20 protein-coding genes are annotated in these 23,251 nt (G+C 67.2%); 9 read left to right on the forward strand and 11 right to left on the reverse strand.

Features of this window, described 5'->3' with window-relative positions; all coding sequences use genetic code 11:
* Positions 1-18 precede the first annotated feature (18 nt).
* Entirely contained in the window at positions 19-1,989 is a 1,971-nt protein-coding gene (locus FHU31_RS29550; protein WP_167164727.1) for a VWA domain-containing protein, read from the reverse strand.
* On the reverse strand, positions 1,982-3,367 hold the full coding sequence (locus FHU31_RS29555) for a sigma 54-interacting transcriptional regulator (protein WP_263988160.1): 1,386 nt from the start codon (positions 3,365-3,367) through the stop codon (positions 1,982-1,984). Before FHU31_RS29555 ends, FHU31_RS29550 begins: the two co-directional genes overlap by 8 nt.
* A 79-nt stretch (positions 3,368-3,446) precedes the next feature.
* Here FHU31_RS29555 and FHU31_RS29560 point away from each other — a divergent pair, with 79 nt between their 5' ends.
* On the forward strand, positions 3,447-4,460 hold the full coding sequence (locus FHU31_RS29560; protein WP_167164731.1) for an alpha/beta hydrolase: 1,014 nt from the start codon (positions 3,447-3,449) through the stop codon (positions 4,458-4,460).
* Between the two features lie 150 nt (positions 4,461-4,610).
* The gene (locus FHU31_RS29565; RefSeq protein ID WP_167164733.1) at positions 4,611-5,489 is read left to right on the forward strand and encodes an endonuclease domain-containing protein; all 879 of its coding nucleotides are present in this window, start codon (positions 4,611-4,613) and stop codon (positions 5,487-5,489) included.
* A gap of 14 nt (positions 5,490-5,503) precedes the next feature.
* On the opposite strand, the gene purH is transcribed toward FHU31_RS29565, so the two are convergent.
* From purH to sfnG, 5 genes are all read right to left on the reverse strand, one after another.
* Positions 5,504-7,078 (reverse strand): bifunctional phosphoribosylaminoimidazolecarboxamide formyltransferase/IMP cyclohydrolase, encoded by a 1,575-nt coding sequence (purH, locus tag FHU31_RS29570; RefSeq protein WP_167164735.1) that lies wholly within the window; start codon positions 7,076-7,078, stop codon positions 5,504-5,506.
* Between the two features lie 10 nt (positions 7,079-7,088).
* Positions 7,089-7,721 carry a phosphoribosylglycinamide formyltransferase gene (gene purN / locus FHU31_RS29575; protein WP_167164737.1) on the reverse strand — a complete coding sequence of 211 codons (633 nt, stop codon included), beginning with the start codon at positions 7,719-7,721 and terminating at the stop codon, positions 7,089-7,091.
* 10 nt (positions 7,722-7,731) lie between these two features.
* Complete coding sequence (locus FHU31_RS29580; RefSeq protein ID WP_167164739.1) at positions 7,732-9,087, reverse strand: cell division protein PerM; 1,356 nt, start codon at positions 9,085-9,087, stop codon at positions 7,732-7,734.
* A gap of 72 nt (positions 9,088-9,159) precedes the next feature.
* The gene (locus FHU31_RS29585) at positions 9,160-10,008 is read right to left on the reverse strand and encodes a DUF5336 domain-containing protein (RefSeq protein ID WP_167164741.1); all 849 of its coding nucleotides are present in this window, start codon (positions 10,006-10,008) and stop codon (positions 9,160-9,162) included.
* A gap of 60 nt (positions 10,009-10,068) precedes the next feature.
* Positions 10,069-11,202 (reverse strand): dimethylsulfone monooxygenase SfnG, encoded by a 1,134-nt coding sequence (gene sfnG, locus FHU31_RS29590; RefSeq protein WP_167164743.1) that lies wholly within the window; start codon positions 11,200-11,202, stop codon positions 10,069-10,071.
* Positions 11,203-11,315: 113 nt separating this feature from the next.
* Between sfnG and FHU31_RS29595 the strand changes: the two genes are divergently transcribed.
* Together FHU31_RS29595 and FHU31_RS29600 are read left to right on the forward strand one after the other, a co-directional pair.
* On the forward strand, positions 11,316-12,164 hold the full coding sequence (locus tag FHU31_RS29595; protein ID WP_167164745.1) for an LLM class F420-dependent oxidoreductase: 849 nt from the start codon (positions 11,316-11,318) through the stop codon (positions 12,162-12,164).
* Between the two features lie 117 nt (positions 12,165-12,281).
* A complete protein-coding gene (locus FHU31_RS29600; protein ID WP_167164747.1) occupies positions 12,282-12,593 on the forward strand; it encodes a hypothetical protein in 312 nt (103 codons plus the stop codon).
* A gap of 35 nt (positions 12,594-12,628) precedes the next feature.
* Here FHU31_RS29600 and FHU31_RS29605 read toward each other — a convergent pair whose 3' ends face one another.
* Positions 12,629-14,155, reverse strand: a complete 1,527-nt coding sequence (locus tag FHU31_RS29605; RefSeq protein ID WP_167164749.1) for an acetyl-CoA acetyltransferase — start codon at positions 14,153-14,155, stop codon at positions 12,629-12,631.
* Between the two features lie 104 nt (positions 14,156-14,259).
* Here FHU31_RS29605 and FHU31_RS29610 point away from each other — a divergent pair, with 104 nt between their 5' ends.
* The 3 genes from FHU31_RS29610 (at position 14,260) to FHU31_RS29620 (ending at position 16,733) form a co-directional block, all read left to right on the forward strand.
* Complete coding sequence (locus tag FHU31_RS29610; protein WP_167164751.1) at positions 14,260-14,442, forward strand: hypothetical protein; 183 nt, start codon at positions 14,260-14,262, stop codon at positions 14,440-14,442.
* Between the two features lie 91 nt (positions 14,443-14,533).
* Positions 14,534-15,649 carry an ATP-binding protein gene (locus FHU31_RS29615; protein ID WP_167165148.1) on the forward strand — a complete coding sequence of 372 codons (1,116 nt, stop codon included), beginning with the start codon at positions 14,534-14,536 and terminating at the stop codon, positions 15,647-15,649.
* Positions 15,650-15,653: 4 nt separating this feature from the next.
* Complete coding sequence (locus FHU31_RS29620; protein WP_167164753.1) at positions 15,654-16,733, forward strand: MarR family transcriptional regulator; 1,080 nt, start codon at positions 15,654-15,656, stop codon at positions 16,731-16,733.
* Between the two features lie 86 nt (positions 16,734-16,819).
* Here FHU31_RS29620 and sucD read toward each other — a convergent pair whose 3' ends face one another.
* Both sucD and sucC read right to left on the reverse strand, forming a co-directional pair.
* Positions 16,820-17,722 (reverse strand): succinate--CoA ligase subunit alpha, encoded by a 903-nt coding sequence (sucD, locus tag FHU31_RS29625; RefSeq protein ID WP_167164755.1) that lies wholly within the window; start codon positions 17,720-17,722, stop codon positions 16,820-16,822.
* Positions 17,723-17,736: 14 nt separating this feature from the next.
* Positions 17,737-18,900, reverse strand: coding sequence for an ADP-forming succinate--CoA ligase subunit beta (sucC, locus tag FHU31_RS29630; protein WP_167164757.1), 1,164 nt, complete (start codon positions 18,898-18,900; stop codon positions 17,737-17,739).
* A 270-nt stretch (positions 18,901-19,170) separates the two neighbouring features.
* Here sucC and FHU31_RS29635 point away from each other — a divergent pair, with 270 nt between their 5' ends.
* Together FHU31_RS29635 and FHU31_RS29640 are read left to right on the forward strand one after the other, a co-directional pair.
* A complete protein-coding gene (locus FHU31_RS29635) occupies positions 19,171-20,241 on the forward strand; it encodes a M23 family metallopeptidase (RefSeq protein WP_167164760.1) in 1,071 nt (356 codons plus the stop codon).
* Positions 20,234-20,797 carry a hypothetical protein gene (locus FHU31_RS29640; RefSeq protein ID WP_167164762.1) on the forward strand — a complete coding sequence of 188 codons (564 nt, stop codon included), beginning with the start codon at positions 20,234-20,236 and terminating at the stop codon, positions 20,795-20,797. The genes FHU31_RS29635 and FHU31_RS29640 overlap by 8 nt, the downstream gene beginning before the upstream one ends.
* Before the next feature lie 10 nt (positions 20,798-20,807).
* Here FHU31_RS29640 and pcrA read toward each other — a convergent pair whose 3' ends face one another.
* Positions 20,808-23,105 carry a DNA helicase PcrA gene (pcrA, locus tag FHU31_RS29645; RefSeq protein WP_167164764.1) on the reverse strand — a complete coding sequence of 766 codons (2,298 nt, stop codon included), beginning with the start codon at positions 23,103-23,105 and terminating at the stop codon, positions 20,808-20,810.
* Positions 23,106-23,251: the final 146 nt, after the last annotated feature.

Consider the following 23,251-nt stretch of genomic DNA (forward strand, 5'->3'; position numbering starts at 1 on the left):
GCTACCGGCGATCCGGCGTCACCGACGCCGTGAGGTCAGGTAGTCGCCGACCACCGCGGCACCGAGTCCGTCCAGATCCGGGACGACCACCCGGCCCTGCACGCGGCGCGCAACCTGATCGATGAACCGTGCCAGTCCGGGATCGTTGCCGAGCCGGAAGATGGTCACCTGCGCACCGAGCCGGGCCACCTCGTCGAAACCCTTGACCGTGAACGCGATGGTGCGCGGGTGCGGCGGGTAATCAAAGAAAACGGCAGAACTTCCTTCTACGCTGCCGTAGTCCTCCAGGTGCGCGGTGGGTTCGCCGTCGGTGACGATCATGATGACCGGCTGCGCGTTCGGATGCCGGCGCAGGTGCCGAGTCGCCAGCGCCAGCGCGTGGTGCAGGTTGGTGCCCTGCTCGTAGACACCTTCCAGCCCGGTGAGTTCGGCCGCACTCACCGTGCGGGCATACCGTCCGAACGCGATGATCTGCAGATCGTCGGACCGGAACCGGGTGCTCACCAGATGATTCAGCGCCAACGCGGTGCGCTTCATCGGTAACCACCGATTCTCCATCACCATCGAGAAGCTGGTGTCCACCAACAGCGCCACGCAGGCCTGCGTGCGGGTCTCGGTTTCGGACACCTCGACATCGTCGACCGTGATGCGCAGGGGACCTTCGGCAGTGGTTCCGGCCGTGCGCAGCACGGCATTGGTCAACGTCCTTGTCACGTTCCAGGGTTCGGTATCGCCGAACTCCCACGGCCGCGTCGCCCCGGTCAACTCCCCCGCCGCGCCGGCGCGCTGGGTCTGGCGTTCCCCGCTGCGCCCGGACAACTGGCGCGCCACATCGCGCAGGGCGGTCTGGCCCAGCTGACGCATGGCCTTCGGTGAGAGCCGCCACTTTCCGTCCGACCCACGGTCCAGGAAGCCCTGATTCATCAGTGCGCGCTCCAGATCGGCGAGCGTGCGGGCATTGACCGCCGCGTCCTCGCCGAGCTGACGGGCCAGGGCGTCCAGGTCGACGTCTTCCATCGTCGCGCCCGCATAGCTCTGCGAGAGCTGCTCGGCCAGCTGCTCCAGTTCGGCGATATCGGCCAGCGCCTGGGCGCCCTCCCCCATACCCAGCGGGTCGCCGCCGGAGAACTCCTGTGAGCCCGTCCAGTCCTCGCCGGGCCGCGCTGCCTGCAGGTGCGAGTCCAACCGGTCCAGCGCATTCATCAGCGACGGCGATCCGAAAGCCTGCTGCGCCAGGGCATCCAGCTCTGCACGCTGCTCCGCGGACAGACTGTTGCGGAAGCGCTGGGCTGCCGCGGCGCGCTTGGCCAGCGAGTCGATCAGCTCCTCCACATTGCGCGGGTTCTCGGGGAAGTGCTGACCGTGCTTGGCCATGAAGTCCTGAAAATCCTGCTCGGAATCCTGCCCTTTGGCGTGTTTGTCGAGCAGGTTGTTGAGGTCGTCGAGCATCTCGTTGACGGCCCGGCGGTCCTCGTCGGTGGCATTCTCCAGCGCTTGCTTCATCCCGGCGAAACGCTGATCGAGCATCTCGCGGCCGAGCAGATCCCGGATCTGCTCGTACTTCTGCCGCGCCTCCGATGAGCGCCAGTCATAGTCTGCGAGTTCCCGCACCGCCTTGGCCGGCGACGGCGACAGGGCCTCCATCTGCAGCTCGCCGAAGCGGGCGTCGTCATCGAGGGCACGGGCCAGTTCCTTGCGTTCGGCCAGCACCGCCTCGTCGAGCAACTTCTTGATGTCCTGCAGGGTGCCGTCGAGGTTGTTGCGCTGCAACAATTCCCGGCGCTTGCGGTTGGCTTCGGCGGCAAGCTTGTCCGCGCCCGTCATATTGCGGGTGCCGCGGCGCAGCAGTTCGGACAGGGCGCGCCGCGGCGAGCTGCCCTCCATGACGTCCTGGCCGATCTGTTCGAGTGCCTCCCGAAGGTCGACCGGTGGCGCCAGGGGGTCCGGGCCGCCGGTGTACGGCGAATAACGCGAGAGGTGTTTATCCATATACGGTTTCGCCCTCACCTGAGGTCTTGTCGATCCGCTTCGCCAGGTACAGCGCTTCCAGGGCCAGTTCCACCGCGGCGGCGCGTTCCCCGTCGGTGCTCGCCCCGAGCCGTTCGGCGATCGCATCCAGTACGGGCAGATCCGGCAGAGCCGCCAGCACATCCTTGGCACTGACCCGTTCCCCGGTGGTGACCGGGGAGCCCCCCTCGATCGCGGAGACCAACGGGCCGACGTCGATACCGCCGAGCGCACGCGACGCGGTGTCGGCGGTCGCCCGCCGCAACAGGTGCTCCAGCACCACCTGCTCCCGGCCCTCTTCGCCGGATTCGAATTCGAGTTTGCCGCGCAGCACGTCGATCACCGTGCCGAGGTCGACCACGCGGGCCACCGGCTCCTGCTCGCCGAGGATCGCGCCGCGGTGTCGTGCGGAGGCGGCGACCGTTTCGGCCGCGGCGATCGCAAACCGGGCCGACACACCCGAACGCTGGTCGATGGCGGTGGATTCACGCAGTGAGCGGGCGAAGCGGGCGACGATCTGCAGCAGATAGTCCGGCACCGGCGCACTCAGGTGCGCCTCCTGCTTGATGACGGCCACCTCCGCTTCCAGCTCCAGCGGATAGTGGGTGCGGATCTCGGCGCCGAACCGGTCCTTGAGCGGGGTGATGATGCGGCCGCGGTTGGTGTAGTCCTCGGGATTGGCGCTGGCCACGACGAGGACGTCCAGCGGCAGCCGCAGTGTGTAGCCGCGGACCTGGATGTCGCGCTCCTCCATCACATTGAGCATCGACACCTGGATGCGCTCGGCGAGGTCGGGTAGTTCGTTGACGGCGACGATGCCGCGATGGGCGCGCGGGATGAGGCCGTAGGCGATGGTCTCCGGGTCACCGAGGCTGCGGCCCTCGGCCACCTTGATGGGGTCGATATCGCCGACCAGGTCGGCGACGCTGGTGTCGGGGGTGGCCAGCTTCTCGGTGTAGCGCTCGCTGCGGTGACGCCAGGAGATCGGGAGGTCGTCGCCGACCTCGGCGGCCCGCCGGATCGACTCCGGGGTGATGGGGCTGTACGGGTGCTCACCGAGTTCGGAGCCGGTGATGACGGGCGTCCACTCGTCGAGCAGTCCGGCCAGTGAACGCAGCAGGCGGGTCTTGCCCTGCCCGCGTTCGCCGAGCAGCACGAAATCGTGCCCGGCGATCAGGGCCCGCTCGACCTGCGGCAGCACGGTGTCCTCGAAACCGAACAGACCCGGCCAGATATCGTCGCCGTCAGCGAGGCGAGTCAGCAGATTCTCCCGGATCTCCTGCTTGATTCCACGCTCGACGTGACCCGTTGCGCGCAGCTCGCCGACGGTACGGGGCAGATTGTTAGGTGACGTCACCACTCCACGCTACGACTGCTCCCGGGCAGCGGCATGGCCACCTGTGATTTCCACCGACGAGATACCCGGTACCATGGGTACCGTGAATTTGCTCGAATGGCGCGATCGGCCCGATACCGTGCAGTTCGGCCCGGCATCCAGGCAATCCAAGCTGCTCGGTCTGCTGACCGCAATCTTCGTCCGGCCGGTGCTCGGCGCACTCACCGTCATCGGCCTGATCTTCAACAAGGTGTGGCCGGCCGGGCTGCAACGGGCACACCTCGATGTCGTCGACCGCCCGCTTCGAGTCATCAGGCCCCTGCCCGGTACGGCGGTGACCAAAGAGGCGCTGCCGCACTGCACGGCCGAGTGGCTCGTCGCCCCGAACGCGCGGGACTCCGAGCGCGTCATCGTCTACTTCCACGGGTCCGCCCTGGTCACCCTGGGGCTCAACTCGCACCGGCGGTTCGCCTCCAAGCTGTCGGAGGCCACGGGCGCGCAGGTGTTCAACGTCGGCTACCGGCTGGCCCCACAGGCCAGCATCGACGAGGCCGTCGAAGACGGGTTGGACGCCTACCGGCATGTGCTCGCGCTGGGTTTCTCCCCCGACCGGGTGGTGTTCGCCGGTGATTCGGCCGGCGGTTTGATGGCGGCCGACACTGCGCTCGCCGCGCGGGACGCCGGCCTGCCGGTGCCCGCAGGTCAGGTGCTGCTGTCAGCCCTGACGTCGGCCGATATGCAGCTGAAGTACGAGGCCCTCAAGGAACACATGGACGTGCTGTTCCCGTTCATGACCGTGAAGTTCATCTACGACGTATTCGCCACCGTGAACGGCACGCGGCCGGTACCGGTCATGCCGTCGGAGGCGAACATGAGCGGTCTGGGCCCCTTCCTGTTGCAGATCGGCACCAACGAGATGCTGCGCAATGACACCTTCACGCTCGCCGACCGGCTGCGCGCCGACGGTGTCCCGGTCTGGGTTCAGGTGTGGGACAAGGCCATGCACATGTTCCAGCTGTCGTTCGACGTGAACCCGGACGCGCGACGGGCGGTCGAGGAGATTGCGTCGTTCGTGGAGTATGTGACGATGGCGGCTCGCGACGAGGCGGTGTCCTAGCGTCGAATGGCCAGTTGTGACACGCGTTCTCGACTTTCGCGGGTCATAACTGGCCAACGGGTTATCCACACCTGAGGATCCATCCACAGCCCGGACGTTGTGGCGGGCCGACGCCGGAGATTTGTCTGCCCGCACCGACACCGTGGCGTCATGACGACACGTCCCATTCTCGGCACTGAGGCATTGACAGCCGGCACCGCTACCCGGCGAGGGCTTCGCGGGGAATATCGTCCGGTGTACCGAAATGTCTATCTGCCTGTACAAACCGAGCTGACTGCCGCAACCCGCGCTGAGGCCGCCTGGCTGTGGTCCGGCCGAAAGGCAATCGCCGCAGGACTGTCGGCGGCGGCACTTTATGGCACGCGATGGGTCGACGCCACCGAGCCCGCCGAGTTGTACCGGACCAACGGAAAACCCGTAAGTGGAATCCTCATCCACCGCGACACACTTCTGCCGTGGGAGATCGGCTCCGCATCGGGCATCCCGGCGACCACGCCTGCTCGTACGGCATTCGATCTCGGACGTCGACCTGGCCGCACCCTCGCCGTGATACGCATCGACGCGCTCGCCCAGTCGACCGGGCTGCGAGTCAGCGACATGCAGCCTCTCCTCGAGTGCCACCCTGGCCTACGCGGCATGGTCCAGCTACGCAAAGTGCTCGACCTCGTCGATGGCGGTGCCGAATCGCCGCAGGAAACCAGAACCCGCCTGGTGCTCAACGACGCTGGGTTGCCGCGACCCACGACACAGATCGTGGTTGCGCGCTACCGAATCGATATGGGGTGGGAGGAATTGAAAGTCGGCGTCGAGTACGACGGCGATCAGCACTGGAAAGACCCGGCACAGCATGCCCGTGACATCGACCGGTTGGCCGATCTTGCTGCTCTCGGGTGGCGGATTATTCGCGTCAGCGCACAGATCCTGCGCTACCGCCGGCGCGTCATCCTGGCGCGAACGTGCGCAGCGCTCGCGGAAGCGGGCGCCGATTGGCCAGTTATTGCACGCATTCTCGAATCTGGTGTGCAATAACTGGCCAATCGACTCTAATGGTAAAAGTGCCGCGCCCCGGTCAGGTACAAGGTGATACCGGCCTTGGCCGCAGCCTCGGTCACGACGTCGTCACGCATCGAACCACCGGGATGCACAATCGCTTTCACGCCCGCGTTGGTGAGTGTCTCCAGCCCGTCCGGGAACGGGAAGAAGGCGTCGGACGCGGCGACGGCGCCCTTGACCCGGTCACCGCCACGTTCGACCGCCAGCCGGGCGGCGTCCACTCTGTTGACCTGTCCCATACCCACGCCCACGGTGGCGCCGTCGGACGCGACCACGATGGCGTTCGATTTCACCGCACGGCAGGCGCGCCAGGCGAACACCAGATCTGCCAGCGTCGCGGGATCGGCGGGCGTACCGGTCGCCAGCGTCCAGTTGGCCGGGTTGTCACCTTCGGCGTCCAGCACGTCGCGTTCCTGCAGCAGCAGCCCGCCGCTGATCTGACGGAATTCGACGCTGGACTCCTGCGGTTCGGACGCCACCAGGATGCGGATGTTCTTCTTGCCCGACAGCACTTCCACCGCACCGGGTTCATAGGCCGGGGCGACGATCACCTCGGTGAAGATGTCGGCCACCGTCTGCGCCATCTCCACGCTGACGGTGGTGTTGGTGGCGATCACGCCACCGAAGGCCGAAAGCGGGTCGCACTCATGGGCTTTGCGGTGCGCATCGGCCACCGAGACCGACGAGACCGCGATCCCGCACGGATTGGCGTGCTTGATGATGGCCACACAGGTCTGCTCGTGGTCGAACGCGGCCCGCCACGCGGCATCGGCGTCGGTGTAGTTGTTGTACGACATCTCCTTGCCGTGCAGTTGCTCGGCCTGCGCCAAGCCCGGCCAGCCCGCGTCGTTGCGGTACAGCGCCGCACCCTGGTGCGGATTCTCGCCGTAGCGCAGCACCGCGGCGCGCCGCCAGGTCGCACCGACCCATTGCGGCGGAGCATCCGGCGCGGCGCCCGCTTCCGGTGAGAGCACCGAACCCATCCAGCTGGCCACCGCCACGTCGTACTCGGCGGTGTGCCGGAACGCCAACGACGCCAGACGCTTTCGCTCGGCGAGGGTGAATCCGCCGCCACGCACCGCAACCAGCAGACCCTCGTAGCCGAGCGGGTCGACGACCACGGCCACGCTGGGATGGTTCTTGGCGGCCGCACGCACCATGGACGGGCCGCCGATGTCGATCTGTTCCACGCACTCATCCGGTCCGGCGCCGGAGGACACCGTCTCGCTGAACGGGTACAGGTTGACCACGACGAGTTCGAAGGGGGCGATACCCAGGTCGGCCAGCGCCGACTCGTGCTCGGACTTGCGCAGATCCGCGAGCAGCCCGGCGTGCACCCTCGGGTGCAGGGTCTTCACCCGGCCGTCGAGCACCTCGGGAAACCCGGTGATGTCCTCCACCGGTGTCACCGGAACACCGGCCTCGGCAATCGCTTTCGCGGTCGAGCCGGTGGAGACGATGCTCACACCCGCCTCGTGCAGGCCGCGGGCCAAGGCCCCCAGACCGGTCTTGTCGTACACGCTGATCAACGCGCGCCGGATCGGCCTGCGTCCTTCATCGGTCACCACAGTCTCCTCAACATCCGAAGGTCGCCTTTCGCCCGTTCCAGGTGAGGCCGCGGGTAGCCACCGCGGCGAGCACGTCCACCAGCAGTCGACGTTCGACCACCTTGATGCGTTCGTGCAAAGTCTCTACGTTGTCATCATCGAGCACGGGGACGGCTTCCTGCGCCAGAATCGGCCCGGTGTCCATTCCGGCATCCACGAGGTGCACCGTGGCGCCCGTCACCCGCACGCCGTAGGCCAGTGCCTCGGCCACGCCCTGCGCACCGGGAAAAGACGGCAGCAGCGCCGGATGGGTGTTGACCACACGGCCGGAGAATCGCGAAAGAAACTCGGGTCCAAGAATTTTCATGAATCCCGCGCTGACGACGAGGTCCGGCTCGTGGCCGGCGACCGCTTCGGTCAGCGCGGCGTCCCAGGCGGCTCGGTCGGCATGATCACCCAGCCGCACGGTGAACGACGGCACCCCGGCCCCGGCGGCGATCTCCAGGGCGTGGCACGGCCGGTCGGTGCCCACCGCGACCACCTCACCCGGAAAGTCAGCGGCAGCGGCGGCCAGCAGCGATTCCAGCAGGGAACCCGTCCCCGAGGCCAGTACCACCAGCCGCGACGGTGCAGTCGGGGGCACTCGAAGCGTGGGCTGCACGCCCAGCAGCCTAGTCGGCCTGCTCGCGGGGCTTTTCGACCGGATCCCCGTCGGTGAGGAAGTGCTCTTCAGGATCCAGCAGTGGCGCATCCAGCGGCGGCTCGTCGACCACCTCGACGGACTCGACGGACTCGACCACCTCGGCGTCGATCGGGTCGCCGAGCACGACCACATCGGTGATGGCGTCGTCATCGGCTGCGATCTCGGGTTCCGGTTCGGGCACCGCGACAGGTGTGACCGGTTTCGGCCGGCGCGCCAGACCGCCGGCCATCGCCACGGTCAGACCGCCGATCGAGAAGAACCACAGGAACACCGCGGGCCCGAAGGTGACCTGGTCCACCCCGACCTCGCCGAAGTTGCCCAGCCGGCCGCCGCCGGCGTAGCCGAGCAGCGCCATCACCGCTGCGGCGAGTCCGGCCGCCACCACCAGCTTCGCGGCGGCCGTCGGCAACGGCAGCGGACGCCGCGCACACTGTTGGCCGAGTGCCACCGCCGAGACCGCGGCGACGATCAGCAGAGCGACCCAGATCGGTCCCAGCGGTGGCGTCGGGACGGCCGCCAACACGGGGACCGCCGGAATGTCACCCCCCAGCACGACGAACGAGCTGAAGCTGGCCAGCCCGACATGTGCGGTCGACCCGACCGCCACCGCCGCGGTGCCGACGATGACGTTGGGGATATAGAGCATCGAGAGCAGGGCCAGACTGAACTGGCCGAACATCGAGTCGGTGATCCCGAACAGGTCGTGCATGGTGCCCCAGTGCACCACCAGCGATCCGACCGCGACCACACCGGACAAGCCGAGCAATGCCAGCACCCCGGCGCCGGCGGCGCGCAGCGCATCGGACACCCAACGCGGGATCCAGGGAACGGTCTGCACCTTCCCGGTGAGCAGGACGCCGATGGCCGCACCGATGGCGTGCACCATGAGCACACCGGCGAAGGCACGCCCCGCACTCGGCGTCTGCAGTTCGGTCAGAACCGAGGACGCGTCGTGGATCACCGCCAGGGACAGCGCCGCGATCAACAGCGGACCACCCAGCGCGGAGGCCACCACCCAGCGGATGACGAACCACGACGCCCGGGCCGAGGCGGCCGCGGTGGTGCGCGCGGTACCCCAGACCATCAGCAACACCGGCAGCAACGGCATGACACCGAGCTCGCGGCCGCCGATGGACACCGGCACCTGGTGCACCCCCAGCCACATGCTGGCGATGGCACCGAAGGCGCCCGTCATATCGCTGTTGGCGATGAGCAACTGCAGCAGCGTCACCGCGGCGATGATCCCGAGGGCGACGACCGACGGACCGAAGGCGACCCGTAGCAGGTCACGCGCCTGCCGGGTGCCGACTGATCGGTTCTCCACTAGCTGGGTCGCTCCTCGCGCGCTGGGCCTACGCACGCCGTGTCCACATTGCTCGGGCGCGCGACGCCCAGACTACGACGGCGGCGGCCCAGCTTGCTGTGAGGACGCGGCCGGGGGTTGCTGCTGTGTCGGGACCGCGGTGGTCGGCTCGGACGAGCCCGCTGGTTGGGGCTGGCCGAACGCAGGAAACCCGGTGGGCGGGGTCGGCGGTCCGCTCTGCGGGCCGGGTGCGGGGACGGCGGAGAAGCCACCGGTGTTCGATCCCTGGTAACCGCCGTACTGCGCCGGCGGTGCGTAGCCGGGCCGGCCCTGCTGCGGCGGCGCCTGGGGCGCACCATAAGGCTGACCGGGCTGGCCCGGCTGGCCGTAATACGGCGCACCGTACTGGCCGTAGGACTGCTCGTAACGCGGGCGCGGTTCCGGCGCGGCGATGATTCCGGACTCCAGCAGCAGCGCCGCGATGGCGGCGCTGGCCTGCAGCACGGTGCTGATGATCACCAGGTACAACGCCCAGCCGATCGAGACGCCCCGCGGCGCATTGATCACCTCGCCGAGCACCAGCAGGAACGACAGCAGCGCGATGGCCGCCACCACTCCGGTGGACACCTTCTGTTTGGGCAGCAGACCCACGGCGACGATCAGACCGGCGAGCACCGAGGCGGCGACGGCCAGGCCGATGCCGATGGTGCTTCCGCTGGCGCTGCCGAACTGCGGGAAGTCCGAACTCTTGATGGTCAGCAGCGGGCCGAAGTTGAACGCGTAGGTCGCCAGTCCGAGCACGGTGACCGCGGCGAACAGGTAGACCGGCAACTTGGACGGCCCGGCCGGCTCGGCGACCCTTCCGTACTGCTGGGTCGGAGCACCGTACTGGCTGCTCTGCTGGGCGGGCGGATATCCGGGACTACCGGGTGGGTAGGTCATGACTCTCCTGTGTCAGCGATCTCGACCACCCACGCTAGCGCACCGAGGTGTGAGCGACACCTAAGCCGATACGAGCACCGGAGCATCGATTGTGTCCTGTTCGGATGCTTCGATTTCGCGGACCAGGGGCAGCACGTGCTTGCCGAAGTACTCGATCTCCTCCTGGAAGTGTAGGAAACCGCCGAGAATCAGATCGGCGCCGCGTTTGCGGTACTCGGCGATCCGCTCGGCGATCTGCTCGGGAGTTCCGATCAACTGGGTGCGGAACCCGTCGTTGTACTGAACGAGATCCTCGAACGACGAATCGGCCCACATACCCTTCTTGTCGCCGGTCGAGTTGCCGGCCTGCTGCACCGCCCCGCGGAACGCTTCCACCGCCGGCTTGTTGGCCTTGGCAATGATCTCGCGCAGGGTCTCGCGCGCCTCCTTCTCGGTATCGCGGGCGATGATGAACCCGTTCAGGCCGAACTTCACCTCCCGTCCGGCCTCGCGGGCATGATCGCGCACCTCGACCACCTGCTCGGTAAGGCCCTGGTAGTCCTTACCGTTGGAGAAGTACCAGTCCGCGTAATAGCCGCCGTTACGCCGAGCGGCAGTGGAGTTGCCGCCCTGGAACAGTTCCGGATTCGGACGCTCCGGGGTGTTGAGCGGTTTGGGCTTCAGGGTGAAGTCGTGGATGCGGTAGAAGTCGCCACGGAATTCAACCGGGTCGTCGTTCGTCCAAATGGCCCGCAGCACCTGCAGGAACTCCGCGCTGCGCCGGTAGCGCTCATCGTGCTCCAGCCACGGTTCACCCAGATGGGTGAACTCGTCCTTGAACCAGCCGGAGACGACGTTGACGGCGAACCGTCCGTTCGAGAGGTGATCGGCGGTGGCACCCAGCTTGGCCAGCACCGCCGGCTGCCACAGCCCCGGATGCACCGCCGCGATCACCTTCAACCGCTCGGTGGCCAACAACAACGCCAGGCTGAAGCTTGTCGACTCGTGCTGATACTCCGCGCCGTAGCTGGCCTCGTATCGCACCTGCGACAGCGCGTACTCGAACCCGTTGTTCTCCGCGGTCTGAGCCAGCTTCTTGTTGTACTCGTAGTTCCAGTCGGTGCGCTGCTCAATATCACTGGTCACCAAACCACCGCTGACATTGGGCACCCAATAGGCGAACTTGATGTGATCGGCAATCCGTTCAGTGGTCATGGCGTCTGATTCCATCTCGCCGCGACCACGACGTCACGAGTAATGATCTGCGTGAACCTGAGAATCCACCCCGCGCTTGCGCTGGCAGACTAGAACACGTTCTAATTCTTGCCATGGACTATGGGCTCGTACTCTTCACCAGTGACCGCGGCATCACCCCGGCGGCTGCCGGCAAACTCGCCGACGACCACGGTTTCACCACCTTTTATGTGCCCGAACACACCCATATCCCGATCAAGCGGGAAGCCGCGCACCCGACCACCGGCGACGAGTCCCTGCCCGACGACCGCTACATGCGCACCCTGGATCCGTGGGTCTCCCTCGGTGGGGTGGCGGCCGTGACCGAGCGGGTGCGCCTGTCCACCGCGGTGGCCCTGCCCGTCGAGCACGATCCGATCACGCTGGCCAAGTCGATCGCCACGCTGGACCACCTGTCCGGCGGACGGGTCAGCCTGGGCGTCGGGTTCGGCTGGAACACAGACGAACTCGCCGACCACAAGGTGCCGCCGGGCCGGCGTCGGACGATGCTGCGCGAGTACCTGGAGGCGATGCGCGCGCTGTGGACGCAGGAAGAAGCCGAGTACGACGGCGAGTTCGTCAACTTCGGACCGAGTTGGGCGTGGCCCAAGCCGATGCAGTCACACATCCCGGTGCTGGTCGGCGCCGCGGGCAACGAGAAGAACTTCAAGTGGATCGCGAAGTCGGCCGACGGCTGGATCACCACGCCGCGCGACTTCGACATCGACGCGCCGGTGAAGCTGCTGCAGGACACCTGGGCCGCGGCCGGACGCGACGGGGCACCCCAGATCGTCGCGCTCGACTTCAAGCCGGATGCCGACAAGCTCGCACACTGGCGCGACCTCGGCGTCACCGAGGTGCTGTTCGGCCTGCCCGACAAGCCCGAGGCGGAAGTCGGCGCCTACGTCGAGCGCCTCGCAGGCAAGCTCGCCGCGCTCGTCTAGAGGTTGTCGGAGGCCGCCAGAAGGTATTCCAGCGCCGACTTTTCGGTGGCCCCCGAGCGAACCGGGGCATGGCCGGACTCACAGGATATTCACTGGTTGAGGTCAGACGATGCTCGCATGTCAGTCGCCGCGCTCCCGGACGAACACGAGTACGGGCACAAGACCAGTGCCCCCACCCGGCCGGTGCTCGTGGCCGCCCGGAGGTCGCATCCCGGCACGGCCGATGCCGCCCAGGCGCGCCTGTTCGCGGCGCTGCTGGAGGCCGAGATCGCCGAACTCAGTGCTTATGCCATCGCCGCCGAGGCGAAGTGGATGCGCAGCCACCCGGCCAAGGCCAAACGCCCGGACGGCTTGTCCCGCCAGCACGCCCGCGTCGACGAGGCTCGCCGACTGCTGGCCGCGTTGACGGAGCGTTTCCTGCTCAGCTGAGCGAATTCGGATCAGCGGGAATGGAATTCGGCGCCTCAAGCCAGCGTTGCGCGGTTGCCCTTCTCGGTCGGTCGCACCGAGATCCGGGCACCCAGGGGCTCACCCCCGGACAGCAGCGCCACCAGCGCCTCATCCGTGGTGGTGGCCAGGAATCGAGAGCCGTCGGCGTCCAGGCGGCCGACGATGACGCCGGTGTGCGGCGTCCAGTCGTAGCGCACCGTATAGGTCTCGATGGTCGCGGCCCCGTCGGCCTGTTCGGTGACGGCGACGGCCGGAAACGCGGCGACCTCGGCCTGCAGGTCGGCGCTGCGATCGGCCACCCAGTCGGCGGGTTCGGTGGAGTAGATCCCGACCGAGTACTTGCTCGCGATGCCACCGTTGGCGCCCACCAGCGCGAACCGTCCTGGTGTATCGCGCATTTCATTGACCGCCTCGGCGATACCGTGCAGTGAGTAGTTGTTGCCGGGGCCACCGAAGAAGGGCAGCCCGCCCGTCAGCGTCAGGCCGCGCTCGTCCTCGGTGGACAGGCCGACGCCGTCGCAGATGTTGAACACAGGGAACGCGAAGCAGCTGTAGAGGTCGAAGGCCGCGATGCCGTCGATACCGATACCGGCCACCCGCAGTGCCTCGTGCACCGCGAGAATCGAGGCAGGGCTGGCACCCAGGTCGGCCCGCTCGAGCAGCTTCTGCTCTTTCATATCGGCGTGTCCGCGCAAGTACACCCATTTGTCTTCGGGCACACCGAGTTCGCGGGCCGAGCCCACCGACATGATCAGTGCCGCAGCCCCCTGGTTCACCTGATCGCGAGCCACCATCAGCCGCGGATAGGGGTCGCAGATCATCCGGTTGGCGGCCGTGACGGTGGCCAGTTCGTCCACGGAACGCTCCGTCGGCGCCGACGAGTACGGGTTCTTGGCGGCGACTTTGGAGAACGGCGCGAACAGTTCGGCCATCGCCTGCCGGTAGTCCGCGACCGACAGACCCAGCCGGGCCCGCCGCGCGTTCTCCAGCAGCCCGTACTGCACCGGGGCGCCGATCAGGCCGTGTGTGACGGTGTACTCGTCGAAGATGCCGTCATAGCCGTAGCCGCGATCTTCCAGTTGCCCGCCGACGACCTCGGAATGGTCGGGCTTGTCCTCGCGGTCGGCGAAATACCGGAGGCTGGAGGTGTTCTCGGATCCCATCACCAAGACCACATCGGCCTCGCCGGCGGCGATGGCGGCGGCGAACTCGGTGATCAGGTGCTGCGGGCTCTGGCCGCCGATGACCTCGAGGACGGCGCGGGCCGGGTCGGCGCCGATCCGGGCCGCGACCGAGCGTGGGTAGTTGTCCGACTTGCCCAGCGGTGCCGGTGTGCGCCCGGAGATCTCGAACTGGCGGGTTCCGGCGATGATGTCGATGGCCGCGGCGACGGTCGCGGGGTCGGCATCGGTGTTCTCCACGGCAGCCTGCGCGGCCGCGGCGGCCAGGTCCACCGAGGACATCCCGCGGTATCCGGAATCGCCGAGGCGTTCGGTGAACTGCCCTACGCCGACGATGACGGGGGTGCGTGGATCGACCATGACGATTCTCCTGACACGTGTTAATTCGCCAGGCTAATGGAAAACGGGAACACGTTCCAGTTCGTCACCGGTGACATTGCCGACGAACCGGGTATCCCTGGACCATGGCCCGCGGCGAGCACCCACAACGCACCCCGTTCTACGGGGCATGCCTGCTCCTGGCCGCATTCCTGTCCTGTTGGCTGGCAGCCTCCGTGCACATCGCCTGGGTATCGGCCCTGATCTACGCGGCGGCGGCGGCCGCGGCCTGCGTCGGCGTGGTCATGACGCTGCGCGACTACGGCTGAGCAGAGTTTTTACGTCGCCATTGATGTACGCCTACTTCGACGTACATCGCTTTCGACGTATACTCACTGGGTGTCGTGGCCGATTCGTCCGATGTCCCTGGTGGTGGGCGGCGTGGTGCCGCCCGAGAACGTTGTCGGCCGCATCCGGGAGCAGCAGGAGATCCTGACCAGCCTCCCCGACGGCGGTGCCGCGCTGGTGGGCGACCGTAGGCACGGGAAGACCTCCCTCTCCCGCCTGGTGGCCCGCACCGCCCGCGACAGCGGTCTGACGGTGATATCGGTGAGCGCCGAACGGCAGTCGTACGCCGAGTTCATCTCCGCCCTGGCGGGTGAACTCGGCCGCCTCGACACCACGTTGCGCCAGGAGGTCGAGCGCTGGAGGATCGCGTTCGGCACAGGCCCGGTGCGATTCGAGCGGGCCCGCGCCGAAGCCGCGCTCGACGACCTGCTGCAACGCGCGGTGAGCCGCACCCGAGTCGGGCCGCTGGTCCTGTTCATCGACGAGGTCACGGTACTGGCCCGCAACTTGGAGCGCGAAAAGGTAGGTGGCGGTGACGGTTTCCTGCATCTCCTGCGCCGACTGCGGCAGGACCATGCCGGCCGGCTGGCCACCGTACTCTCGGGATCGATTGGGTTCCACCATGTTTCCGGCGAAGCCCTGAGTTCGGTCAACGACATCCGCAAGGTCACGGTCGGGCCGATCCGCCACGACCACGCCACATACCTGGCCGAATGCCTGCTGCTGGGGGCTCGGGTCGAGGTCAGCGACCGGCCACAGGTCGGGGCCGCCATCGCCACCGCAGCCGAGTGTGGGCCGTACTACATCCAGCATCTGGTCGCCGCGGCCGCACGGCTCGGCGAACCAGTGAACGCCGACCGCATCCCGCTGCTCCTGGACTCCGCCATCACCGACCCGCACGACCCTTGGGATCTGCGCCACTACCGGGACCGGTTGCGCAACTACTACGGCGAGGACGCACCGGCCATCGCCGGCCTGCTCGACATCTATGCGCACGCACCAGAACCTCTGGGCGTCGACGCGGTGCTGCAGCTGCTGCATAGCGAGGGCTCCCCGGTGCGCGAGCGCGATCAGTTGGTGTCCTTCATCGAACGCCTGGAGCAGGATCACTACCTGCGCAGGCGCGGTGATGACGACACGTTCGCCTCCGGACTGGTCCAGCGCGCCTGGCGGGCCTTGCGGAGATGACGCGATGAGCGCTCCCCTCTACAGCCCGGGTGCCGCCGACGCCGGAGACCTCGACACGCGGACCGTCGGCCGCCAAGCCCTGTTGTCACGGCTGGTCCAGCGTTTCGGTACCGCCTCGACCGACGGATCCCGCCCCCACACCCTGCTCGTCGGGCCTCGCGGCAGCGGTAAGACGCACACCGTCCGCGTCGCTCTGCACCGCACGCTGGGTTCACACGCCGAAGATGTACTGCCCCTGATCATCCCGGAAGACGCCCTGGCCATCGGCAACTACGGCGACCTACTCGTCGAACTGCTGCGGACACACGATCCGACCGCCAAGAACCTCAGACGTGACGTCGTCGCCCTCGAGCGGGCCATCCTCGACATCGCCGACGGCAGGATGGTACTGGCGGTCATCGAGAATCTGGACCGCGTGTTCGATGCGATCGGCGAGGCGGGTCAGGGCAGCTTGCGGGCCTGGGTCGAAACCTCCACCGCGGTAACAATTTTCGCCACCACGCCGGCACTGTTCCCGGGGGTCTCGTCGCGCACACTGCCGTGGTACGGCTCTTTCATCATCGAGGAGCTGGGCGATCTGGACACCGCCGAGGGAGCCCAGCTCATCGCCCGGGCGGCCCATGACCGCGGGGACGACGAACTGGCCGGCTATGCGATATCGCCAGACGGGTTGTACCGCCTCGGCGAGGTCGCGGCGACGGCCGGCGGGACACCGCGGTTGTGGCGCCTGGTCGCCGAGGTCGCCGACCGCGACAGCTTGTGCGCGGTGACACCGGTGATCACCGCCCTGCTGGACCGGCTCTCCCCCCTCTACCAGCAGCGACTCTGGCAACTACCGGCGGGCGAACAGCGCCTGGTGGTCGAGATCGCCCGCGGCGACGGGCCACGCACGGTATCCGATCTGGCTGCAGCGGTGGGCGTTTCGAGCCAGACTGCGTCGGCGGCCCTGGGCCGCCTGGTGACCGCTCGCTGGGTGGTGGCCACCAAATCCGATGCGGGTGACCGCCGCGCCACCTGGTATGACCTCACCGAACCGCTCGTGCGGCACGTGGTGCGCTATCGGGAGGGACGGTGGACTCCGTGAGGTTCAGACTCAGGCCGGCCGAACAGGTCTGACATACGAAAAGGCCCCGGAATCAACCGATTCCGGGGCCCTTCGGTAGAAACGATCTACAGGGTTTCGAAGATCTCCCGGGCCAGCTTGGCGGTCTCGGACGGCGTCTTGCCGACCTTCACACCTGCGGCCTCGAGGGCTTCCTTCTTGCCCTGTGCGGTGCCCGCACCGTCGGAGACGATGGCGCCGGCGTGGCCCATGGTCTTGCCCTCGGGTGCGGTGAAGCCGGCGACATAGCCGACGACGGGCTTGGTGACGTTGGCCTTGATGTAGGCCCCCGCCTTCTCCTCCGCATCGCCACCGATCTCACCGATCATCACGATCAGCTTGGTCTCGGGATCCTTCTCGAACGCCTCGATGGCGTCGATGTGGGTCGTGCCGATGACCGGGTCGCCGCCGATGCCGATGGCGGTGGAGAACCCGAGATCGCGCAGCTCGTACATCATCTGGTAGGTCAGGGTGCCGGACTTGGACACCAGGCCGATCGGGCCCTTGCCGGTGATGTTGTTCGGCGTGATGCCGACCAGCGACTCACCGGGGGTGATGATGCCGGGGCAGTTGGGCCCGATGATGCGGGTCTTCTCACCCTTGTCGACGTTGTAGGCCCACGCGTAGGCGCTGTCCTGCACCGGGATTCCCTCGGTGATGACCACCAGCAGCGGGATCTCGGCGTCGATGGCCTCGATGATGGCGTCCTTGGAGAAGGCCGGCGGCACGAAGGCGATCGACACGTCGGCGCCGGTCTCCTTCATGGCCTCGGCCACCGACGCGAACACCGGCAGCTCGATATCGTTGCCATCTTTATCTTTGTGCGACACCGTCGTTCCGGCCTTGCGGGCGTTGACGCCGCCGACGACCTGGGTGCCGGCCTTGAGCATCAGCGCGGTGTGCTTGGTGCCCTCGCCGCCGGTAATGCCCTGGACGATGACCTTGGAATCCGCGTTCAGGAATATAGACATCTTTGTTGGCTCCCTTACTTGTTGGCCAGCTCGGCGGCCTTGTCGGCGCCGGCGTCCATGGTCTCGGCCTGGATGACCAGGGGGTGGTTGGCTTCGGCCAGGATGCGGCGGCCCTCTTCGACGTTGTTGCCGTCCAGGCGCACCACGAGCGGCTTGTTGGCCTCGTCGCCGAGGATCTGCAGCGCCTTGACGATGCCGTTGGCCACCGCGTCACACGCGGTGATGCCGCCGAAGACGTTCACGAACACGCTCTTGACCTGAGCGTCGTTGAGGATGACGTCCAGACCGGCGGCCATGACCTCGGCCGAGGCGCCACCACCGATGTCGAGGAAGTTGGCGGGCTTGACGTTGCCGTGCTTCTCACCGGCGTAGGCGACGACGTCCAGGGTCGACATGACCAGGCCGGCGCCGTTACCGATGATGCCGACCTCGCCGTCGAGCTTGACGTAGTTGAGGTCGTTCTCCTTGGCCTTGAGCTCCAGGGGATCGGTGGCGTCCTTGTCCTCGAACTCGGCGTGGCCGGGCTGGCGGAAGTCGGCGTTGGCGTCCAGGGTGACCTTGCCGTCCAGGGCCAGGATCTGGTCGTCGGGAGTGCGGACCAGCGGGTTGACCTCCACCAGGGTGGCGTCCTCGCCGACGAACACCTCCCACAGCTTCTGGATGGTGACGGCCGCGGCGTCGAGCACCTCGGCGGGCAGGTGGCCCTTCTCGGCGATCTCGCGTGCGAAGGCCAGGTCGACACCCTTGACGGCGTTGACGGGCACCTTGGCCAGCCGTTCGGGCTTGGTCGCGGCGACCTCTTCGATCTCCATACCGCCCTCGACCGAGCACATGGCCAGGTAGGTGCGGTTGGAGCGGTCCAGCAGGAAGGAGATGTAGTACTCCTCGGCGATATCGCTGGCCTCGGCAACGAGCAGCTTCTTGACGACGTGGCCCTTGATGTCGAGGCCGAGAATGTTCTGGGCGTGGGTGAAGGCGTCCTCGGGGGTGGCCGCGTACTTCACGCCGCCGGCCTTGCCGCGGCCGCCGACCTTGACCTGAGCCTTCACCATGACCGGCTTACCGATCTCCTCGGCGATCGCCTTGGCGTCCTCGGGCGAGTCGGTGACCCGGCCGGGAGTGGTGGGGACGTTGTGCTTGGCGAACAGCTCTTTCGCCTGATATTCGAAGAGATCCATGAGCTCTGAGAAATCCCTGTCTGTCTGCGTTGACGATTGGTTTCACTTCAGCGTGTAGGCCTGACCGGCTCGCTGGGCACTTTATCGACCCTTGGCGCGGGCTCCCCCATCGCCCACCTGACTTGTGCTAAATCTCACCGAGAGGGTCCAGTGAGACAAGTCACAATCCCGCCCGGAATACGCGCTTAGGTTGCCACCAACATTGGGGTTTGGTTAACGTGCCTACTGGTCCAGATCACGGCAAGGTCACGAAAAGAAGGACATCGCAGGTTGCCTGAGCACAGTTCGTCCCGGTTCCCCCAGGGAACACCGACGAACGCTCGCACCGCGAAGAATCCACTCTCGGCCGCCGAAATCACCGACATCATCCCGTTCAACGAGTTCGGTGACCTGCACGAACTCGAGTTCCGCGACAGCTCCGCCTTCGACAAGGAGCAGCGCGTCATCGCCGCTCCCGAACTCGACGATCTGCACGACACCGACGACCTGGTCCCGCTGCGGCTCGCCGTGCCGACCGAGTTCGAATCCCACGAGCCCCGGCCCTCGGCCCGCGGCTACCGCGACAGTCACACCGACCTGAGCGACGGCCTGGCCCAGACCGATGTCATCGATATCCGCGGCCAGCGCATCGGTGGTGCGCACCGCAAGCAGACCGTGGGTGCGGTCAAGAGCCGGCTCCTGATCGCCGCCATGGCCGCCGGCGCCACCGCCTCGGGTGCTTACACGCTGAGCACCGCCGACTCGTCCACGGCCACCTCGGACACCGTGCTGACCGGCGCCCAAGCCGGGATCAGCGGCGGCGTCATCACCGGGTCGGCCGACGGGATGCAGATCGTGACCGTCGAGCCGGCCGCCAGCTCGGCCGTGCACGCCGAGGAGATCACCAAGGCCGCCGCATTCGCCCAGGAACGTGCCGAGCGTGAAGCGCGGTTGAACCGGCCGCTGTTCGTCATGCCCACCAAGGGCGTGTGGACATCGGGCTTCGGCTACCGCTGGGGCGTACTGCATGCCGGAATCGACATCGCCGGGCCGATCGGCACGCCCATCGTGGCCGTCGCCGACGGCACCGTCATCGACGCCGGCCCGACCGCCGGTTACGGCGCATGGGTCAAGATCCGCCACAACGACGGCACCGTGACGCTCTACGGCCACGTGAACACCTGGCTGGTGTCCGTGGGCCAGCGCGTGATGGCCGGTGACCAGATCGCCACCATCGGCAACCGCGGCAACTCCACCGGACCGCACTGCCACTTCGAAGTCTTGCTCAACGGCAGCAACCGCATCGACCCGGTGCCGTGGCTCGCTCAGCGGGGGCTTAGCCCCGGCACCTACGTTGGATGACGTGAGTCCCGAGCACGTCCCTGAGGATCCCCGCACCAGTATCATCCGCCGGAACCCCACCGGTTCGTTCCCGGCGCTTTCGCCTGCCCTCGGCACCGACCCCACCATGTTCGTGCGTACCCCTGCCGAGCGGGACCAAACCAGCTATATCCCCCGGCCCACACCGCAGGCCGTGGCACCGCGCCGCGAGGCCGGCCCGGCCGCGGCCATCGCCGCCGCCGTGTTGAGCATCTTGACCGGCTGGGCCACCGCCGTCATCGCCACCGATCTGATCGCCGGGTGGTGGCGCACCGACCGGTTGTTCTGCGTCGCGATCGGCTTTCTCACCGCGATCTCGGCGGCCGCCGGCATCGGGGGTTTGATCGTGCTGCTGCTTCAGCGCCGGATGGGACGGCTGCTGATCGTCGTCGGCGCCACCATCGGCCTGTTGATCTTCGGCTGCTTGTTCCTCGCCGGCGCGCGGCTGCACCCCGTCGTGTACGCGATGCCGGCGTTACCGGTCGCCGCGATCGTGCTGGCGTTGCTGCCCGCGACGGCGCGGTGGGCGAAGGGTTAGGCCGTCCCGGTCAGAGCTTGCTCACCGGCGCGTGGTTGTGCATCAGCTTGACCCGGCCGGCGCTACCGAAGTCGATGAGCGACATGGCCGATTCGCCGACGCCGGACACCTCCTCGACCCGGCCCAGCCCGTACTTGTCATGGGTCACCCGGTCGCCTGGTTCCAGGGTGATCACCGTGCGGTTGCGCACCTTGGCCGGCGCCGGGCGTGCGCTGTCGGCGAACCGCCCCACACTGCGCGGGGCGCTCAGCACTGATGCCGGCGTCTCGACGCGGCGCCAGTTGATGAGGTCTTCGGGGATCTCACGCAGGAACCGGGACTCCGGGTTCAGCATCGGCTGTCCCCAGGACGACCGCACCTTGGCGCGGCTCAGATACAGCCGTTGCCGGGCCCGGGTGATACCGACATAAGCCAGCCGGCGTTCCTCGGACAGCTCCGTCGGGTCGCCGAGGGCGCGCATGTGCGGGAACATGCCGTCCTCCCAGCCCGTGACGAAGACCACCGGGAATTCCAGGCCCTTGGCCGTGTGCAGGGTCATCATGGTGACCACACCCGAACCCTCTTCGGGGATGCCGTCGGCGTCGGCCACCAGCGACACCCGCTCCAGGAACTGGGCCAGCACCCCGGTGTCGGGAATGTCCTCGTCGACTAGGTCCTCTTCCTCGCGCAGCGCATGCGCATTGGCCAGGTCGATGCTGAATTCGTGTGCGACGCTGACCAATTCGTTGAGGTTGTCCAGCCGCGCGAGATCTTGCGGGTCGTTCGACGATTCGAGTTCGCGGCGGTATCCGGTGCGGTCGAGCACCGCCTCGACCAGATCGCCGAGTTCACCGTCGAGCCCGGCCCGCAACGAGTCCAGCAGCCCCACGAAGGAGGCGATAGCCTTCTCCGAGCGGGTGTTGAGCATCGGGACCTTGCCCTCGGCGGCCACCTGCAGCGCGTCGTTGAAGTTGGTGCCGGTGTTCTCCGCGTACACCGCCACACAGGCCTCGGCCCGGTCCCCGATGCCGCGGCGCGGGGTGTTGAGGATGCGCCGCATGCTCACCGAGTCGCCGGGGTTGTCCAGCACCCGCAGGTAGGCGACGATATCGCGAATCTCCTTGCGCTCGTAGAACCGCACGCCGCCGACGACCTTGTACGGGATGCCGGAGCGGATGAACACCTCCTCCAGCGCACGCGACGAGTTGTTGGTGCGGTAGAAGACCGCCACATCGTTGTAGTTGATCTGGTTCTGGTCGCCCAGCGCGTCGATCTCGCCCGCCACGAACCGCGCCTCGTCATGCTCGTTGTCGGCGACGAAACCGACGATCAGCTCACCCTCGCCGGAATCGGTCCACAGCCGCTTCTCGCGCCGCCCGGCATTGCGGGAGATGACCGCGTTGGCAGCGTTCAGGATGGTCTGGGTGGAGCGGTAATTCTGTTCCAGCAGAATGGTTGTCGCGTTCGGGTAGTCGCGCTCGAAGTCCTCGATGTTGCGGATGGTGGCGCCGCGGAACGCGTAGATGGACTGGTCGGCGTCACCGACCACACACAGCTCACCCGGGGGCACCTGATCGTCAGGATCGTGGCCCACCAACTCACGCACCAACATGTACTGGGCGTGGTTGGTGTCCTGGTACTCGTCGACCAGGATGTGCCGGAAGCGCCTGCGGTAGTACTGCGCCACCTGTGGGAACGCCTGCAGCACATAGACCGTCTCACCGATGAGGTCATCGAAGTCCAGGGCGTTGGCCGCGCGCAGGCGCCGCTGGTATTCGCCGAACACCGAGGCCACGGTGCGCGACATGTCATCGGAGGAATCGGTCAGCTCGGCGACCGCGCGCTCCGGGTCGATCAGCTCGTTCTTCAGATTGGAGATGCCATTGGACAGCACCCGCGGTGAATACCGCTTGGTGTCCAGTCCCATGTCCTTGGCGATCATCATCAGCAGCCGCCGGGAATCGTCGGCGTCGTAGATGGAGAAGTTCGAGTTCAGCCCGGGCATCAGGGAGGCCTGGTTGCGCAGGATGCGCACACATGTGGAGTGGAACGTCGAGACCCACATGTTGCGCGCGCGGGGCCCGACCAGTTGCACCACCCGTTCGCGCATCTCCGCGGCGGCCTTGTTGGTGAAGGTGATGGCCAGGATCTGGCCGACGCCGACGTCGCGGGCGGCCAGCAGGTAGGCGACCCGCCGGGTGAGCACCGCCGTCTTACCCGAGCCGGCGCCCGCCACGATGAGCAGCGGCGAACCTTCGTGCAGCACGGCCTGGCGCTGCTGCGGGTTGAGGCCGTCCAGCAAGTTGTCGGTGTCAGCAGCAAGAGTCATATCGCAGTCAAACCTACAACCGCGGGCAGACACTTTGCGCTGGCCCGGCCGTTAGTGGCACACTCGATTTGTGCTCCATCAGCAGCGACGATTTTTTTACGGGTACCGATCCGCGGTGCCCGTGGTCTAGCTGCTTCCCCAGAGCC

This window comes from Mycolicibacterium fluoranthenivorans (assembly GCF_011758805.1).
Classification (GTDB): domain Bacteria; phylum Actinomycetota; class Actinomycetes; order Mycobacteriales; family Mycobacteriaceae; genus Mycobacterium; species Mycobacterium fluoranthenivorans.